We start from the raw sequence: 15,880 nt of genomic DNA on the forward strand, positions 1-15,880 counted from the left end.
TTATTGGTTAGTAAGTAATAAATAAAATTTACAACTAAATCCATCTTTTGACAAGTAATGTTATTTGAAATTGGGGACAGTCCCTCACTGTTTTAAAACTTTAAAGTATTGAGGGACTGTCCCCAAAACCAGAAAGAAGAGGATGATTGAGAAATGGTTTTTTTTATGACGTCCCCCTAATAAAAAAATAATCTATCATTTCTTTCGATTATATCTTCCAATTTCCTTCCATTACCTTAAAATAGAAGAGGGTTGGTTGTATGGCGTGAAAAATTTGAAATTTGTGGCACAGATGATTTAATATAGCCAATACATAAATAAGGGTTCAATAGTCTGAAAGATACTGGTCATCTCAATGATTTTGATTAACTTGACCATGAGTATTTATCAAAAAAATAAATATGATAGAGGTGGACAGTTTGAAAGTAACAGATATCATTTATGGGGACTATATAATAGAAGGGGTTCTTGAAGAACTAATCATGAGTAAACCAGTCCAAAGGTTAAAAGGAATCTATCAAGGTGGTGCAAGTTATTTAGTCAATGAGAACTGGAATGTGACACGGTATGAACACTCAATTGGTGTTATGCTTTTAATTCGGAAACTTGGCGGCTCATTAGAGGAACAAATTGCAGGTTTACTTCACGACATATCTCACACAGCCTTCTCACATGTGATTGATTTTGTCCTGGAAAATAAAAAGGAAGATTACCATGAAAAAATATTTGAGCGTGTCATTGTGAATTCTGAGATTCCTTCTATTCTTGAAAAACATGGATACGATTATAAAGACATCTTATTAGACGATTCAAAGTGGACCTTATTAGAACAACCTGCACCTGAATTATGTGCGGATCGAGTAGATTATACTTTACGTGATATGTACCAATACGGACATATTTCATTGAAAGAGGTAAAACATTTTTTGGACCATTTAACAGTTATTAATGGTAGAATGTACCCGAAAGAAATTAAAACGGCTGAATGGTTTGTAGAAACCTATTATAAAGAAGTGATTGATTTTTTTATGAACCCTTTAAATGTGTATGGTTATGATATGCTAGCGAAAACGATAAAATTAGCATTAGATAAAAATGTGATTCGTCTTAATGATTTACTTGGTACAGACGAAAGTGTATTAAACACCTTACTTTCGTCTGACGACCGAGAGATCCGAAGTCTGTTAAAGAAAATTCATCGTCATGTACATGTAAAAGAAGATAAAAACGACTATGATTTCCATCGTAAAAATAAAGTACGTCTGATAGACCCTTCCGTACCTTATGAAAATAAGTTAGCAAGAGCCTCAACATTATCAACAAAAGTAAAAAGCATGGGGAAACAAGCGTACCAAAAGGCTGTTACTGGAATGTACGTAAAAGTGATTTCTAACTAATAACCTATTTATCCCTAAAACAAAAAGGACTTTTATGGTTTGGAAGTCCTTTTTGTTTATATATATCAACAATTACTGTGAACATAAAGACAGCTTATAGGGTTATTTCACAATAGGTTCCTGCGTCATTTTTTGTAATAAATTTCCAAACTTTGGATAGAAGTATTGAACGACGAATCCTAATGTAAGAGTAACCATAATCGTTCCTATTCCGATGGCACCTTTAAATATGAAGGCAAGGGTTAACGCAAATCCTTCACTAATGATTCGGGCAGTGCGCAATTTTAACCCAAAGCGTTGATGAATGGCGACCATGAGCGTATCCATCGGACTTGCTGGGAATTTGGCTTGTAAATAAATGGCGATGCCAACTCCTAATGTTAGAATACCTGCAATTAAGTAACTAACTTGCAAGAAAAGATTATGAGGTGTAAATGGTTCTAACACAATTAGTAACCAAAAGTCAATAAGCGCACCAATAACAAAAATAGTAGCCGCAGCAAGAATTTCTGGTTTTTTCTTTAATAAAAAGGAATTGATAAAAATAAGTACAATTCCGTTAATAAAGATACATGTACCAACGGTGATACCAAAGACGTTCGATTCACCAACCGCAAAAGCATCCCACGCAGCTGCTCCAAGACCTGATTTAATAATTAAACCTACGCCTAACGTTAAAATGAATAAACCAACTATAAAAAATAATGCACGTTCTTTCATTCAACATTCTCCCTATTTAAATATTATGATGTCAGTCGTCATACCTCTTAAGCGGTTACATATGAGAATGATACTTAAATGAGTGATGAAAAGCAAGTAGAAATATATGAAAAAAAAGTGAAGTGAGTGTGGGAACATACTTTTAATAATTCCGATTTTAAATTTTGGAATAGATGAAATTGGTTACACTAACAATAATGCGCTTTTATTAGGGTGATTCAAATGATTCGAACGGTAGCAATCTTAGATGACTATACAGTCGTAAAAAACATTCCATTGGAACAACTGCATGAAAAAAACGTCCAATGGTTTTGGACAGATTTTAACAAACCTTTAAAAGAGGAAATGATGCAGTTAAAAGAGTTTTTTCAATTTCATCCGCTAGCCATTGAAGATTGTATTAATCATCTTCAGCGCCCTAAATTAGATTATTATGATGACTATGTATTTTTTGTTATTTATTCATTGCAATCTAACCCATTAAAGAAATACGAAATGGACATTTTTTTAGGGACACATTTTATCGTTACTTTTCATATGGAAGATTCCAATGCATTAAATCAAGTTTGGTACCAAATAACGAATGAAAAGGTAACGGGGAGTTGGAGTCCAAACTATGTATTATATCGTTTAATCGATAAAACAGTGGACGAGTTTTTTCCTATTCTTTATGAATTAGAAGAACGGATTAATCGACTAGAAGATCGGCGTGCTTATAAAACCTATGAAAATAAAAGTATTGAACAACTTTTGGACCAACTCTTTCGGGCAAGAAGCGAGCTGTTATTTTTAAGGCAAACAATCAACCCAATGAGAGACTTAATTTATCGGATGATTAATTCAAGGCACCTGCAATGGATGCATGCAAAAGAAGCATACTTCATGGATATATACGATCACTTAATTCGCCTAACGGATAAAATTGAATCTAATCGAGAAGTAACTTCAGATATTCGAGATAATTACTTATCAGTTAGTACTCATCGGACGAATCGAATTATGCAAGTGTTAACGGTCATTACGACCATTTTTATGCCGTTGTCGTTTCTTGCAGGTATTTATGGGATGAACTTTTCTTACATGCCGGAATTAGAATGGAAATATGGATATTTCATTGTCTTAAGCATCATGTTTTCATTAGGTATTGGCATGTATCGACTTTTTAAACGAAAAGGGTGGTTAAAATAATTTGTTATCAAGTAACTTAAGATGAAGATTTTAAGTCTCAATTAATTTAGAAATTCACTTTGATTTGTAAAACATGTAAGAGATGGTTGGTAACATTAGTTACTATTTCAGTCTATTCTATTTGTATTTAAATAACCTGCTACGAACTAATTTGTTTATTGATTTTTTAACAGGCGGGAAGTGTAATTAAATCAAGCATTATGCGGATTGTAGATGAATAAATTATAATGAATGTTCACGGAAGGGAGGGGGATAGATGGAAATTCGAGTTTTAGGTTTTCTTTATGAATCAACCGATGATACATCTAATCACGAATTACATTCCCATCAACTTTATATTACTTCTTGGGATGGAAAGCCGTTACATTCACACAAGATTTCAGGTGTCACATCATTTGATGCAGGTCATAACCATAAATATGCTGGAATGACTGAACCTGCACCTAGTGGAGTTCCTCATAAACATAAGTATTTTACCATTACCTCGTTTGATAATGGGCATAGGCATAAAATTAAAGGTGTAACTGGACCAGCGATTCCGTTACCAGGGGGAGGACATTTTCACAAATTTAGTGGAGTAACATCTCGAGATGGAGACCCTCCACATACTCATAAATATTTCGGAAAGACAAGTCCATAAAAAAGAATGGGTGAAGCTTGGATCATTATTAATGATCCGGTTTTTTTTATTTAACCGAATTAATTGTATATGCCTATACAAAACCAACTTTTCATGAATATGATGTTGACGATTAAAAATAATTTAGGAGGTTTAATTAATGTCACAAAATAAAAAAGAAAAAGTGATTCACGTTGATAAACTGACTATTCATGCAAAAGAGGTCGAGTTCATTCATGATCGAATGAGAGAAGATTTCCCTAAGAGAGATCCATGGGATTTTTTTTGGAGGCGGCCACGGAAGGATGAGCTAAATAGTACAGATACAGATGTTCAAGAAGCACGCGAGGGACAAAATTAAGATGAATTTCATGCATAAAGAAAAAAAATAATGTATTCGTCGAATTTACGTTTTTTTTTAACTTTATTCATTATTGTGCATGTATCAAAAATATAACTCCAAAGATTTTAGCCCTTTTCAATTCATTTACCATTCATATTAATTGGTAATAAATAGTGAAAGCGACGAGGAAAAATGCCGGTAAACTATTATTTCAATCTCTTAACGGCCCTAGAGGATTTTTTATCCCGTTCTTTTACATTGTTTCCTTGTTCTTATCAGCCTTTTTCTTTTTATGGACAATTGTTTTATAGCACAAGTATCTTCTTATGGATCTTTGTGCTTTTTTTATTTACAAAAAATAGAATTGTATTTTACAAATGGAAAGGAAAGGTCATTTCTAACCTGTTTTTCAGTTTTTTTATTATTAACTTGGAGAAAAATAAACAGAAGACAAACATAAACCATCCCCTCTACAAATCTGAAGAGGATGGTTTATTGAATGAGTTAATAAACTTTGTAAAATTAAATTTTTGAAGAAAAAATGAACATATTATTTCATTTTAATAGTGATTGCTTGCATTCCCATTTGTTCCCACGCTTCAATAAATTCCTGTTTTGGTGCTTTTTTATTTTTCGTCCCGGTTAATGGGTCATTAAAATATATAAATTGTTCATCAAAGCCAGTAATTAATACTGAATGCTCCCGATAAGTGATTTTAATGGGACCTTTTGGTGTTTGCCATTCTACAAATTCATTAGGTGGGAGTTCACGATAAGTCGTATTTGTAATTACCCAAACTGGTGAACCGTTTAATAAATAGGGATAGATTTCTTCAAACGACTGTCCGGTCAAATCTACGATTTGATTCGGTAAATACTTTTCCGCTAACTCTTTAATTGGTTTATGATATACGCCTAATCCCGGATTTTCTCTCGTATACATATCCCCAACGAATCCTTCATTTGGATGCCCGAAAAATATTTTTCCATTACGTCTTTGATAGGGAGTTGAATCTTTCTTTACTTCTTTAGCCAAGGTCATCTTATCGACAGACACTCCCGCATCATTTAATAACATCGCCAAACTCGTGACCTCACATCCTCTTGGAAGTTCCGGAAGTTGAGACATAATCGGTGCATCAATTAGCACGGAACTAATTTGGGGAGGATCTTGTTCTTCCAAAAAAACAGCACTTTCATTAAACACTATCTTTTGAGTAGATGTTTCTTGTGTAATTTTTTTAAATGTATGGATGGATTTGTTATTATTGATATAATATTGTAATAATGATAATAATAATATAAAAATCATAATAATACCAACAAGAGGAACGTGATTAGGTTTTTTATTTCGATAATAAAGAAGTATGGCCATTGAACAAACAAAAAAAGCAAAGAAAAAAATAGGTTCAAACATATTCAGTGAAACTCCTTTAGTCAAAATAGACAAATAAGGTAGATTAAGGTAAACAAGTTAATCATATAATATATACTACTCAAAATGCTAGGTTATGATTTTAATTTTTTGATAAATTAGGAGGGCGACATTATGTGCGGCTTTATTGGTTGCATCCATGATGTTCCAAAAACAGTGGATGAGACATGGAAAGAAACGTTTCAACAAATGAATAATATGATTACACATCGAGGACCCGATGATTGCGGTTACTATTTCGATGAACATGTGAATTTTGGTTTTCGCCGTTTAAGTATTATCGATCTTGAGGCTGGACACCAACCATTATCCTACGAAAATGAACGCTATTGGATTATCTTTAATGGGGAAATCTATAACTATATAGAACTAAGAGAACAATTACTCGCCAAAGGATATGAATTTACGACACATTCAGATACTGAGGTAATCATTGCACTTTACAGTGATGAAAAAGATAAAGCGGTTGAAAAGCTACGCGGTATGTTTGCGTTTGTTATTTGGGACAAACAAGAAAAAACGATTTTTGCTGCAAGAGATCCATTTGGAATTAAACCGTTTTTCTACATGGAGCAAGGTGAACGGACGTTTTTCGCATCGGAAAAGAAAAGCATTTTGCACGCATTAGAAAACGATGTACTGAACTACATTGCACTGGATCATTATATGACGTTCCAATATGTTCCGGAACCAATGACCATGTCGGAAAGGATTAAAAAGTTAGAACCAGGTCATTATATTAAGAAAAAAATCGGTGAAAAATTAACCATTCATCGTTATTGGAAAGCACAATTTCAACCAATCCAACAATCAGAAGACGAACTGGTAAAAGAAATACGCAATGCCCTGTTTGATTCCGTTAAGGTTCATATGCGAAGTGACGTACCGGTAGGTTCATTTTTATCCGGAGGAATTGATTCTTCCATTATTGCGGCCATTGCGAAGCACTACAACCCACAGATTAAGACGTTTTCTGTCGGCTTTGAACGAGAAGGATTTAGTGAAATTGATGTAGCGAAAGAAACCGCTGACAAATTAGGTGTTGAAAATATTAGCTATGTGATTACACCTGACGAATATATGCAAGAATTACCGAAAATTATGTGGCATATGGATGATCCTTTAGCCGACCCAGCTGCAGTACCGCTTTACTTTGTCGCACGTGAAGCACGAAAACATGTAACTGTTGTGCTTTCTGGTGAAGGTGCAGACGAGTTATTTGGCGGATATAACATTTATCGTGAACCACAATCTTTAGCGATATTTGACGAAATGCCAAATACGTTAAAAGCGGCTTTAAAAACAATTGCAAACATTCTTCCAGAAGGAGTAAAAGGGAAAAGCTTTCTGGAACGAGGAACAACGCCAATCGAAGAACGATATATTGGAAATGCAAAAATGTTTGGAGTAGAAGAAAAACAAGAGCTGCTCGTTGGGCCGCATCGAGGATTGGATTTTAAGGAAATAACAGCTCCTTACTATCAAGAAACAACACAATATCCGCCCGTCAATCGCATGCAATACATTGATATACATACATGGCTACGCGGAGATATTTTATTAAAGGCAGACAAAATGACGATGGCGCACTCATTAGAATTACGTGTTCCGTTTTTAGATAAAGTTGTTTTTGATGTGGCAGCTAAAATTGGTCCTGACATGAAAACGGCCCACAACACAACCAAATATATTTTACGGAAAGCGGCAAAAGGAATCGTTCCTGATCATGTGTTAAACCGGAAAAAACTTGGTTTCCCAGTTCCTATCCGTCATTGGTTAAAAAACGAAATGTATGATTGGGCGAAAAACTTAATAAAAGAAAGTGATACCGATTATTTACTAAATAAAAATGTACTTTATCGTTTATTGGATGACCATTGCAGCAATAAAGGAGATTATAGCCGTAAAATTTGGACGGTGCTCGTCTTTATGATTTGGTACCAAGTGTTTGTAGAAAAGAAATATAATTTCTCAAATATTTACAATAAAGAAAAGGAATTACTTTCAATCTAATGAGTATTGGCACCCAACGATTGGGTGCTTTTTTATTTTCTTGGCATATTTTTACCATAAAAAATTTCATCCATTTCATGATTTATTTTTGCTGTTATTTCATCGATTTCTTTTTTAGTTAGTTCTTCTTTTGAATAGCCAAAAAGATAATGATCGATATTAAATTCTCTAAGCTTACATTTCGTATGAAAGGTATGTTCCTGATAAACATTAACATCAATCATATCGTATTTGGATTGAATATCTTTTGGAATATAATTTTGAATCGACGTAATATCATGATCGATAAATAATTTATGCCCATTGATATCACGTGTAAATCCTCTTACACGGTAATCAATAATCATGATGTCGGCATCAAAAGAATGAATAAGGTAATTCAATGCTTTCAGCGGAGAAATTTCTCCACATGTTGAAACATCTATATCTGCACGAAATGTACTTATTCCTTCATGAGGATGATATTCTGGATACGTATGCACAGTGATATGGCTTTTATCAAGTGAACATACGACAGAATTAGGTAAAGGACCTGGTGATTCTTTATAGGTGTCTTCGGGCACTTCAACAACAGGACCTTCTGAAACAAGCATTGTAACACTTGCCCCTTGTGGAACATAATCCTGATTAGCAATATTTAATATGTGTGCACCGATCAAATCAGATACCTTTTTTAAAATGGACGTTAACCTTTCTGCGTTATATACATCGTCAATGTAATTAATATAAGCTTCTCGTTCATTTTTTGTTTTGGTGTAACAAATATCATACATATTAAAGCTGAGCGTTTTTGTTAGATTGTTGAATCCATGTAAGGTGACGTGAGGATTCCTTGTAGTACTCATTGACATGGTCTCCCTTTTCCTTTTTTCTTAGAATCCCAATAATCGAAAAGAATCATGCAACTAATAAAAACAATTGTTCACTAAGTCGATTAATTGTTTTTGAACAAGACATACTATGGTTAACCAAGAATGAGGTGGCGAATGATGACAATTGTTAGACTTGGTTATGTCGCAATGAGTGTTCATTTACAAAATTGTTCCCCGTCACAAACAATGACATTTGCCCAATTTCAAAGAATACCTGATTGTGATGCTGCTATTCGGAAGTTAGAACGGATTGCGGTTTCAAATTTAGAAAATTGTTTACGGTTATTAAAGCATAATCTTGCTCATGATATTCGTTTTTTTCGATTAAGCTCAAAACTTATTCCTCTTGCCAATCATCAAGAATTAGAGGGGTGGAATTATATCCAGCCTCTTCGTGCCATATTAAAAGAAATTGCCGAATTTTTACATAAACATCCTATGAGAGTGGATTTTCATCCCGATCATTTTGTCTTATTAAATTCTCCCGATTCAGAGATATTAAAAATGTCTATGAAAACGTTACGCATCCATCAATTGTTGTTAAACGGAATGAACATTCCATCAAAACATCGATGTGTGCTCCATATAGGAGGAGGGTATAACGATAAAGAAAAAGCGTTAGAACAATTTATTCATAATTGGGCATTTGTACCAAATGATTTGCAAGAAATGATCATGTTAGAAAATGACGATACCACATTCACGTTAGAAAATACGTTATATTTATGTGAAAAACTAGAAATTCCCCTTGTTTTCGATTTACACCATCATTTAGCCAATCACGATAATAGTGATTGGAAACCTCAATGGGAAAGAATTGTTGAAATATGGAAACATTCACCATTACCGGTTAAAATGCACATCTCAAGTCCCCGAAGCGATCAAGATTTTCGTGCCCACAACGATTTTGTTGATCCGGACATGTTCATGCGATTTTTACATGACATTAAAGGTACAGTTCCACAAATCGACTGCATGATTGAAGCAAAACGAAAAGATGGAGCGTTATTCCAATTAGTAAACAATTTAAAAGGGTATCCAGAAATTGAGTGGATCGATCAAGCAACTTTTTCTATTCAATAACTGAGAAAATATTTAGCATACAGTTAAAGGGACCTTATTGGAAAGGTCTTTTTTTCGTGAAAGGCTTTTATAAATAGGATGAATTATTGGTGGAACAGTTTTTTACTTGTAAAAAAGAGTGGTCCTATTTGAAAGGTTTGCCGCAGCGACTGGGATGCTCGGGGATTAATCGTGGGTTGGTTTATCCATGGAACTATATAAAGAAAATTTATAAATCAAATAGATTGGACAATATCACTCGTCAGAAATCTCAAAAATATAAATCCACCCTAATATATGACTGCATACTTCCGAAACCTATATATTGTGGAAACTAAAGGGGGTAACATGATGTTAGCTTTTTGGAAAAGGATCCATGGGATTAACTTATGGAAATTAAACAGAACGTTACTTAAATTATCAAAATCTAAAATATCGTTAGAAGAACAAATGAACAACGGGAAGATAACAATTCACTTTGAATCAAGACATTCGGAATTTCTTATTGATAATGAACAAAAGAAAGAGATTGAAGAATCGATTCAAAAACTGGAAGGTTTCGAGATTTTACGGTTAACTTTGTTAGAAGAAATTGTACCGGTTTATAAAGAGCAACGTACCTTTGGCGGGGTATCGAGATGGCTTGAGATTCGTACGAAACAAATGAATGAAGAACATGCAGCTTCTTAATAGGAACATCATTCAAAAAGAGCAGCCTTCACTTTGGCTGCTCTTACGTTTTTTTATTGTAGTTTCGATCGTATTGGCCATTGCCCAGAAGTTTATTCCTTCATTATATATAATAGGTGTACAACAAACTCTCCTCCCTAACTTTTTATGAAGGGTGGCTTTCGTTTTATTTTCGGAAGAAATGTTTTTTTCATGGTCAGGAATAATGTTAATAGGAAAACGGAAGGGGATTGAACATGGAAGAAACGAAATATTGCCGAGAATCGTATGTAGTAAAAACAAGCATCGTATTGCCACCCGATACAAATAATTATGGGACAATGTTCGTCGGAAAGTTAAAGGCGAACATTGATGATGTCGCAGCCATTTCAGGGATCCGACATCCCCGTAAACCGGTTGTCACGGCTTCCACAGAGTAGGAGATAAGCGTTCATACGATCGAAGGGCATTGTATACAAACGATTCGTCCATATTAGCATAATGGACAATTCGGTTGGTCGCCTCACTGATCGATAAAGCAGATTCTTCATTCAATTTTCCTATAGATGTACTTAAAAAAGCGGTTCCGTTGTTGTATTCCCAATGGGCGATTTCCTGTTGGTAAGGGATACGACATTCTACTAAAGCGCGTGGTTTAATATGATTTTGCGACCATTCGGCTGCTTGCCATAATGTATCAGTATCTATAGGGGTCAAATCGTATGTTTGATTCGTAATTTTACCATTAGGGCGTAAATAAGAGACAAGTAATAATGATTGAAGCCGGTGAATCTTCACTTGTGCCCCTGGAAAAAATCCGGTTAACCATTGATTTGAAAAATCATCGCTCTCAGGACTAATTAGAACAGGTTCAATCCATTGATCACCTAAATCGCATAAATATTGGTACTTATCTTCCATAACGACTGCGATATGACCGTTCAATGAAAACAAATCATGACCAATAGCATACGCTCGAATGCCATTTTTCTTGCATTCATCGAGAAGCCAGATCGCTAGATCGAAACAATTCCCAGACGAACCGAACTGTTCCCGATGTTCCTTCATTAAAGAAACATCCCGTTGTTTTTTTTCTATAGGCTTATGAAAATACCATATTTTCGTTAATGTTTCCATCGGAAAATCATCGAATTGGTACCAGATAGCTTTAATAAAGGCCGGAGCGTGCATAAATCTTCCTCCTTAAAAAACTAAAATACTATTCGTACATTTGTAAAAACAACTTGAATTATCTGAATGTTCACTCCATAATTATACAAAAATAGCAAGCTTTTATAAATAAGGAGTGATCCCCATGACCAGTGTCAATCGACCGAAAAAATTACAAAAAGGTGATACGATAGGTATCGTTTTTCCTTCATCAGGAATAGCGGCTTTATGCCCGAGATGGCTAAAAAGAGGAATCGAAATGTTAGAACAAATGGGCTTTCAGGTTGTTCTAGGGAAGCTTGTCCAAAAGCGATAGGAATATATGGCGGGAAGCGTGGAAGAACGATTAGAAGACCTATATACGATGTTCCAAAATGACGAGGTGAAAGCGATCATTACTACTATTGGTGGAACATGTTCCCACTATTAGAGTATCTCGATTACGAATTAATTAAAAACCATCCAAAAATTTTTATGTGGTATAGTGATATAACAGCTCTTCATTTAGGCACTTATGCTAAAACCGGGCTTACCACCTTTTAAGGTCCAGCGATCTTACCGCAATTTGGGGAATTCGGTGGGTTGTATCCCTTTACGAAACGCTATATGACGGATTTATTAATGGAAGGAAAAATCGTAACCTATCAAGCTTCTGAGGAATGGATAAACGAGCGGTTAATGTGGGATGAAAAGGATAACCGAAAACGAACCGCGCACCCAAACGAAGGCATGATTGTATTAAAAGAGGGAAGTGCGACTGGTCCCATCATTTCTGGAAACGTATGAACCCTTATGGGGAGGAACCACTTGAGAGAACGAACAGGAAAAGCAACGTTTACATTATACCGCGCAGAGATTACGAGAATTCATTTCAACTATTGAAAAGTAAGAGTAGAACCTTCCTAATCTACAATAATATCATTATGTAAACCATGATAATTCTTTAGATCTTGACCTCAATGATAGAGAAAGGTCATATTAGAAATAAAAGTCGATTGTTCCTACATAGAGGAAGAATCGACTTTTAAATCTTAACTCCGTTTATCGTGTGTGTGCTTTTAGAGATTAAATATTTAATAGTGATACAGTATCGTTCTCTTCTAAATTTTCTACCATTTCATACCAAGACTTCGGTTTGTTCGATAAGACAGAATAATAACGTTTTAAAAATTTCACAACTAGCTCAGCTGGAAGTTTATTTACGTTATCGTCCATAGGAAGAAAACAAAGGTCGAGCCCTGTAACAGCCTCTCCATCATTGTTCCAAGATGGGTGAACATAAGGGAAGTCAAGACGCTTATATCCAAGATGAGACAATACTTCACGACGTACGTATGGATCCATTGGCTTAATTCCGCCAAATTCATAATGCTCGACTCGGTAAGGATCATAAATTTCAGCAAACATTCCAAATAACTGTTTTCCGTTGGCAGCTGCCCAAGCGTTCAAATCCTCTAATCGCTTTTGTGCTAAAAATCGACCGATACCAAGTCCTGCTTGGCCAATGATCGTAAAATCTGTCATGGCGACATTTAAATCTTCATAATAGCGGTACTCGGTCGCACCTACGACTTTTCCTTCGTGAACAGCCACATACACACGAATTCCCGGATCCTCTAGAGGATCTTTCCATTGATCGAATGCTAATACTTCTTCAGGAGGAAATACCTCTTGCATCAATTCGTGCATTTTTTTAAATAAAGGCTCCTCAATACTTGTAATTCTCCGATATTCCATTTTCATCATTCTCCTTGTGAAGGTTTGGCGGTATGAAAAGGATTTTTCCATTCCATTAGTGCTGCATAGTTACAAGATTCTTCGTCCTCTAAATAGTTAGCCACCACTTGAACAGGGGTTCGTCCGCAGCGAAGAAGGAAGGTAATGACAGGGTCCTTTAATTCACCTTTTACGACCGCTTCAAGGTATTGTTCGGCCGTCATCTCATGAGCTTTTTTATGATAGCCAGGCATTCTTCCTCCGCCTAACAGACGTACTAATCCAAGTTGAATAACGACTTCATACATGGATTGCATTAGCCATTTTCCTAATCCTAATTTGCGGTAGGCTGGGCGTACGCCAATATCAACCACATAAAGCGTATTTCCATTCGGATTATGGTTCCGAATATATCCATTATCGGTGATTTCTTCCCATGTATGAGCCGGATGATTTGGGTCAAAGTCTACAATTAGTCCAGTCATCGACCCAGCGATTTCCCCATCCACCTCAACACATAAGGCTCCTTCTGGAAAGAGCGTCACATGGTTTTTCAACTGCTCTGTGTTCCACCATAATTCAGACGGGAAGGGAGGGGGAAAGCTTTCCTGTTGAATACGGATTAAGCCAGGAAAGTCATTTTCATCATAATTTCGAATGACCGCCGGGACGGGCCGATCTTGGTCAAAGACGTAAAACTCCTTACGATACATGATTCACCCTCCTTGTAAAGAGCTAAGTCTTTTTATTTCCAATCCGGATATAGGTCAGTTCGGCGATCGCGCCATGTAGTAACAGAACCACTTTCACGAACTTGATATAACAGTTCTAAATCAAGATCAGCGGTCACAATCATATCGTGATTGATTTCCCCTTCGACCAAGATGCCGCGTGGAGGAAACGGAATATCATTCGGTGTAATGACTGCCGCTTGGCCGAAATTCGCGCGCATAAAGTCAACTGTAGGAAGGGAGCCGACTGTACCAGTGGTAACGACATACACTTGGTTTTCGACCGCTCTTGCATGGCTAGTGTATCGAACACGATGGAAGCCATGACGATCATCGGTGCAAGAAGGACAGAAAATAACATCGGCACCTTTCGCTTTTGCCATGCGAACGATTTCTGGGAATTCGATGTCATAACAAGTCAACATGGCAATGGTTCCTTTTTCCGTTTCGAATACTTGTAGCCCATCGCCAGGTGACATGTTCCATTCTTTTACTTCTGTAGGCGTAATATGGAGTTTTGCCTGTTCAGCGACTCTTCCGTCTGGATAGAACAAATGCGCCACGTTGTATAATCGGTCCCCTTTACGGATGACATGGGTTCCTCCGATGATATGCATCTTTGTTTTCTTAGCCAAATCGATAAATAAAGTCCGATACTGTTCTGTAAAATCAGGGAGATCTTGAATTGTTAAAGGTTGTCCTTGATCATTACCAATGGACATCAGCTGAGTGGTAAAAAATTCTGGGAATAAAACGAAATCAGCATCAAATTCTTGAGCTGTTTTAATATAATGCTCCACTTGTTGAGCAAATTCTTCAAAAGATTGGATGGTATGGAGATGATATTGAACGGCTGAAACTCTTAGTTTCATCAGCCTCCTCCTTTCTTGTCATCAAACTATGAAAATTTAGATGGCTATGATAATGTTATTATTAGCCAAATCATTTGTTTTCACAAGTACACACTTTCATGTAACATAGTGTAAAAAAGTATACTATAGCGAATAAAAGAAATAGCGGATTCTAAGAAATCTGTAGAAGTGATGACAGTCATCGATGTAGGATACAATCAAACGGGCAGCGGATTTTTTATAAAAATGGCTGCCCGTTCTTTGCTGTCTGTTTCTTTATCGCTATTTGGATAGGCTTGTATCTATACAAAAATTTGTACGCCAATTAAAGGACAGACTAAATGGTAAAAGAAGGTTAGTTTCGAGACTTTAAGGAAGAACGTATTTATTTGGCGGACTCGTTGATTTTTACATGGTCCTTCACGACCGTCTCCAAATAGTTTTTTCCCCATTCATACATAGCATCGAGAATAGGTATAAGACTTTTTCCATGTTCGGTTAGTGAATATTCCACTTTTGGTGGAACAACGGGATAAACTTTGCGATGAACAATTTGGTCTGCTTCCAGCTCTCGCAACTGGTTAACAAGCATTCTTTGGGTAATCCCTGGCATAAGTGACTTTAACTCACCAAATCGCTTTGTCCCGCCTTTACCTAGATGCCATAATATAAGCATTTTCCATTTACCACCAATGACAGCAAGTGTCAATTCTTTTTCACAGTTATACGTCTTGCCACAAACATGTCCCATTTATTCCACCTCCTTTGACTATTATAACCATTCGTAGACTTAATGTCGCTACATGCTCATAAAATACATACTATTTATGCATCTTGATCCCATAATTACCATAAATATGCTTTTTTTGCATTATAGTATGTTTTAGAACTACATAATAATAAAGTGCAAATTTTTTAAGGGGAATTATAAAGACAAAGTTTTTCAACAAATAAATCTACTTGTTTATTTTCTTACTCGAATACATCAAACATTCTTATTAATAACTAAACATAACTAAGGGAGCATTCCTGTAATGAGGAAAAATGAGATTTGAAACAAAAAAAGTCCCCTTGGTATGATACAGGGTGTCAAG

19 protein-coding genes and 1 pseudogene are annotated in these 15,880 nt (G+C 35.7%); 12 read left to right on the forward strand and 8 right to left on the reverse strand.

Annotated features, from left to right (window positions below; translation table 11 throughout):
* Nucleotides 1–419: 419 nt before the first annotated feature.
* Nucleotides 420–1,397 (forward strand): HD domain-containing protein, encoded by a 978-nt coding sequence (locus H0Z31_14010; protein ID MBO8178546.1) that lies wholly within the window; start codon nt 420–422, stop codon nt 1,395–1,397.
* A gap of 102 nt (nt 1,398–1,499) precedes the next feature.
* Here the strand turns inward: H0Z31_14010 and H0Z31_14015 are convergent, their stop codons facing one another.
* Complete coding sequence (locus tag H0Z31_14015; protein ID MBO8178547.1) at nt 1,500–2,117, reverse strand: YitT family protein; 618 nt, start codon at nt 2,115–2,117, stop codon at nt 1,500–1,502.
* Nucleotides 2,118–2,339: 222 nt separating this feature from the next.
* Between H0Z31_14015 and corA the strand changes: the two genes are divergently transcribed.
* The 3 genes from corA to H0Z31_14030 all read left to right on the forward strand — a co-directional run bounded on the left by corA (nt 2,340) and on the right by H0Z31_14030 (nt 4,285).
* Nucleotides 2,340–3,305 carry a magnesium/cobalt transporter CorA gene (gene corA / locus H0Z31_14020; GenBank protein ID MBO8178548.1) on the forward strand — a complete coding sequence of 322 codons (966 nt, stop codon included), beginning with the start codon at nt 2,340–2,342 and terminating at the stop codon, nt 3,303–3,305.
* A gap of 256 nt (nt 3,306–3,561) precedes the next feature.
* Nucleotides 3,562–3,945, forward strand: a complete 384-nt coding sequence (locus H0Z31_14025; GenBank protein MBO8178549.1) for a hypothetical protein — start codon at nt 3,562–3,564, stop codon at nt 3,943–3,945.
* A 139-nt stretch (nt 3,946–4,084) separates the two neighbouring features.
* Nucleotides 4,085–4,285: a hypothetical protein gene (locus H0Z31_14030; protein ID MBO8178550.1), complete on the forward strand. Its 201-nt coding sequence runs from the start codon at nt 4,085–4,087 to the stop codon at nt 4,283–4,285.
* A 532-nt stretch (nt 4,286–4,817) separates the two neighbouring features.
* Here the strand turns inward: H0Z31_14030 and H0Z31_14035 are convergent.
* Entirely contained in the window at nt 4,818–5,684 is an 867-nt protein-coding gene (locus H0Z31_14035; protein ID MBO8178551.1) for a C39 family peptidase, read from the reverse strand.
* Between the two features lie 132 nt (nt 5,685–5,816).
* On the opposite strand from H0Z31_14035, the gene asnB reads away from it, so the two are divergent.
* Nucleotides 5,817–7,715, forward strand: coding sequence for an asparagine synthase (glutamine-hydrolyzing) (gene asnB / locus H0Z31_14040; GenBank protein MBO8178552.1), 1,899 nt, complete (start codon nt 5,817–5,819; stop codon nt 7,713–7,715).
* A 32-nt stretch (nt 7,716–7,747) separates the two neighbouring features.
* On the opposite strand, the gene speD is transcribed toward asnB, so the two are convergent.
* Nucleotides 7,748–8,560: an adenosylmethionine decarboxylase gene (speD, locus tag H0Z31_14045; GenBank protein MBO8178553.1), complete on the reverse strand. Its 813-nt coding sequence runs from the start codon at nt 8,558–8,560 to the stop codon at nt 7,748–7,750.
* A 144-nt stretch (nt 8,561–8,704) separates the two neighbouring features.
* Here speD and uvsE point away from each other — a divergent pair, with 144 nt between their 5' ends.
* The 3 genes and pseudogenes from uvsE to H0Z31_14060 all read left to right on the forward strand — a co-directional run bounded on the left by uvsE (nt 8,705) and on the right by H0Z31_14060 (nt 10,755).
* Complete coding sequence (gene uvsE / locus H0Z31_14050; protein MBO8178554.1) at nt 8,705–9,670, forward strand: UV DNA damage repair endonuclease UvsE; 966 nt, start codon at nt 8,705–8,707, stop codon at nt 9,668–9,670.
* Nucleotides 9,671–10,000: 330 nt separating this feature from the next.
* Nucleotides 10,001–10,339, forward strand: coding sequence for a hypothetical protein (locus tag H0Z31_14055; GenBank protein MBO8178555.1), 339 nt, complete (start codon nt 10,001–10,003; stop codon nt 10,337–10,339).
* 236 nt (nt 10,340–10,575) lie between these two features.
* Nucleotides 10,576–10,755 (forward strand): annotated as a pseudogene (locus tag H0Z31_14060) (acyl-CoA thioesterase).
* Here the strand turns inward: H0Z31_14060 and H0Z31_14065 are convergent.
* Complete coding sequence (locus H0Z31_14065; GenBank protein ID MBO8178556.1) at nt 10,739–11,509, reverse strand: hypothetical protein; 771 nt, start codon at nt 11,507–11,509, stop codon at nt 10,739–10,741. The pseudogene H0Z31_14060 and the gene H0Z31_14065 overlap by 17 nt on opposite strands.
* Before the next feature lie 124 nt (nt 11,510–11,633).
* Between H0Z31_14065 and H0Z31_14070 the strand changes: the two genes are divergently transcribed.
* From H0Z31_14070 to H0Z31_14085, 4 genes are read left to right on the forward strand one after another with little or no spacing between them, the layout of a single operon-like run.
* Nucleotides 11,634–11,804: a hypothetical protein gene (locus H0Z31_14070; protein MBO8178557.1), complete on the forward strand. Its 171-nt coding sequence runs from the start codon at nt 11,634–11,636 to the stop codon at nt 11,802–11,804.
* Between the two features lie 18 nt (nt 11,805–11,822).
* Complete coding sequence (locus tag H0Z31_14075) at nt 11,823–11,918, forward strand: LD-carboxypeptidase (GenBank protein MBO8178558.1); 96 nt, start codon at nt 11,823–11,825, stop codon at nt 11,916–11,918.
* Nucleotides 11,903–12,031 carry an LD-carboxypeptidase gene (locus H0Z31_14080; GenBank protein ID MBO8178559.1) on the forward strand — a complete coding sequence of 43 codons (129 nt, stop codon included), beginning with the start codon at nt 11,903–11,905 and terminating at the stop codon, nt 12,029–12,031. Before H0Z31_14075 ends, H0Z31_14080 begins: the two co-directional genes overlap by 16 nt.
* A gap of 39 nt (nt 12,032–12,070) precedes the next feature.
* Nucleotides 12,071–12,274 (forward strand): hypothetical protein, encoded by a 204-nt coding sequence (locus tag H0Z31_14085; protein ID MBO8178560.1) that lies wholly within the window; start codon nt 12,071–12,073, stop codon nt 12,272–12,274.
* A 279-nt stretch (nt 12,275–12,553) separates the two neighbouring features.
* Here the strand turns inward: H0Z31_14085 and H0Z31_14090 are convergent, their stop codons facing one another.
* The 4 genes from H0Z31_14090 to H0Z31_14105 form a co-directional block, all read right to left on the reverse strand.
* The gene (locus tag H0Z31_14090) at nt 12,554–13,225 is read right to left on the reverse strand and encodes a GNAT family N-acetyltransferase (GenBank protein ID MBO8178561.1); all 672 of its coding nucleotides are present in this window, start codon (nt 13,223–13,225) and stop codon (nt 12,554–12,556) included.
* 5 nt (nt 13,226–13,230) lie between these two features.
* On the reverse strand, nt 13,231–13,917 hold the full coding sequence (locus tag H0Z31_14095; GenBank protein MBO8178562.1) for a GNAT family N-acetyltransferase: 687 nt from the start codon (nt 13,915–13,917) through the stop codon (nt 13,231–13,233).
* Between the two features lie 32 nt (nt 13,918–13,949).
* Nucleotides 13,950–14,807 carry a carbon-nitrogen hydrolase family protein gene (locus H0Z31_14100; GenBank protein MBO8178563.1) on the reverse strand — a complete coding sequence of 286 codons (858 nt, stop codon included), beginning with the start codon at nt 14,805–14,807 and terminating at the stop codon, nt 13,950–13,952.
* A 364-nt stretch (nt 14,808–15,171) separates the two neighbouring features.
* Nucleotides 15,172–15,537 (reverse strand): winged helix-turn-helix transcriptional regulator, encoded by a 366-nt coding sequence (locus H0Z31_14105; protein MBO8178564.1) that lies wholly within the window; start codon nt 15,535–15,537, stop codon nt 15,172–15,174.
* Nucleotides 15,538–15,880 lie beyond the last annotated feature (343 nt).

It is taken from the genome of Bacillus sp. (in: firmicutes) (assembly GCA_017656295.1).
Taxonomy (GTDB): Bacteria; Bacillota; Bacilli; order Bacillales; family JACDOC01; genus JACDOC01.

Bases quoted from the DNA above. Each gene is read 5' to 3' on its own strand.
- H0Z31_14015 (MBO8178547.1), bottom strand. From the start codon at position 2,117: ATGAAAGAACGTGCATTATTTTTTATAGTTGGTTTATTCATTTTAACG.
- corA (MBO8178548.1), top strand. From the start codon at position 2,340: ATGATTCGAACGGTAGCAATCTTAGATGACTATACAGTCGTAAAAAAC.
- H0Z31_14025 (MBO8178549.1), top strand. From the start codon at position 3,562: ATGGAAATTCGAGTTTTAGGTTTTCTTTATGAATCAACCGATGATACA.
- H0Z31_14030 (MBO8178550.1), top strand. From the start codon at position 4,085: ATGTCACAAAATAAAAAAGAAAAAGTGATTCACGTTGATAAACTGACT.
- H0Z31_14035 (MBO8178551.1), bottom strand. From the start codon at position 5,684: ATGTTTGAACCTATTTTTTTCTTTGCTTTTTTTGTTTGTTCAATGGCC.
- asnB (MBO8178552.1), top strand. From the start codon at position 5,817: ATGTGCGGCTTTATTGGTTGCATCCATGATGTTCCAAAAACAGTGGAT.
- speD (MBO8178553.1), bottom strand. From the start codon at position 8,560: ATGAGTACTACAAGGAATCCTCACGTCACCTTACATGGATTCAACAAT.
- uvsE (MBO8178554.1), top strand. From the start codon at position 8,705: ATGACAATTGTTAGACTTGGTTATGTCGCAATGAGTGTTCATTTACAA.
- H0Z31_14055 (MBO8178555.1), top strand. From the start codon at position 10,001: ATGTTAGCTTTTTGGAAAAGGATCCATGGGATTAACTTATGGAAATTA.
- H0Z31_14065 (MBO8178556.1), bottom strand. From the start codon at position 11,509: ATGCACGCTCCGGCCTTTATTAAAGCTATCTGGTACCAATTCGATGAT.
- H0Z31_14070 (MBO8178557.1), top strand. From the start codon at position 11,634: ATGACCAGTGTCAATCGACCGAAAAAATTACAAAAAGGTGATACGATA.
- H0Z31_14080 (MBO8178559.1), top strand. From the start codon at position 11,903: ATGTTCCCACTATTAGAGTATCTCGATTACGAATTAATTAAAAACCAT.
- H0Z31_14090 (MBO8178561.1), bottom strand. From the start codon at position 13,225: ATGGAATATCGGAGAATTACAAGTATTGAGGAGCCTTTATTTAAAAAA.
- H0Z31_14095 (MBO8178562.1), bottom strand. From the start codon at position 13,917: ATGTATCGTAAGGAGTTTTACGTCTTTGACCAAGATCGGCCCGTCCCG.
- H0Z31_14100 (MBO8178563.1), bottom strand. From the start codon at position 14,807: ATGAAACTAAGAGTTTCAGCCGTTCAATATCATCTCCATACCATCCAA.
- H0Z31_14105 (MBO8178564.1), bottom strand. From the start codon at position 15,537: ATGGGACATGTTTGTGGCAAGACGTATAACTGTGAAAAAGAATTGACA.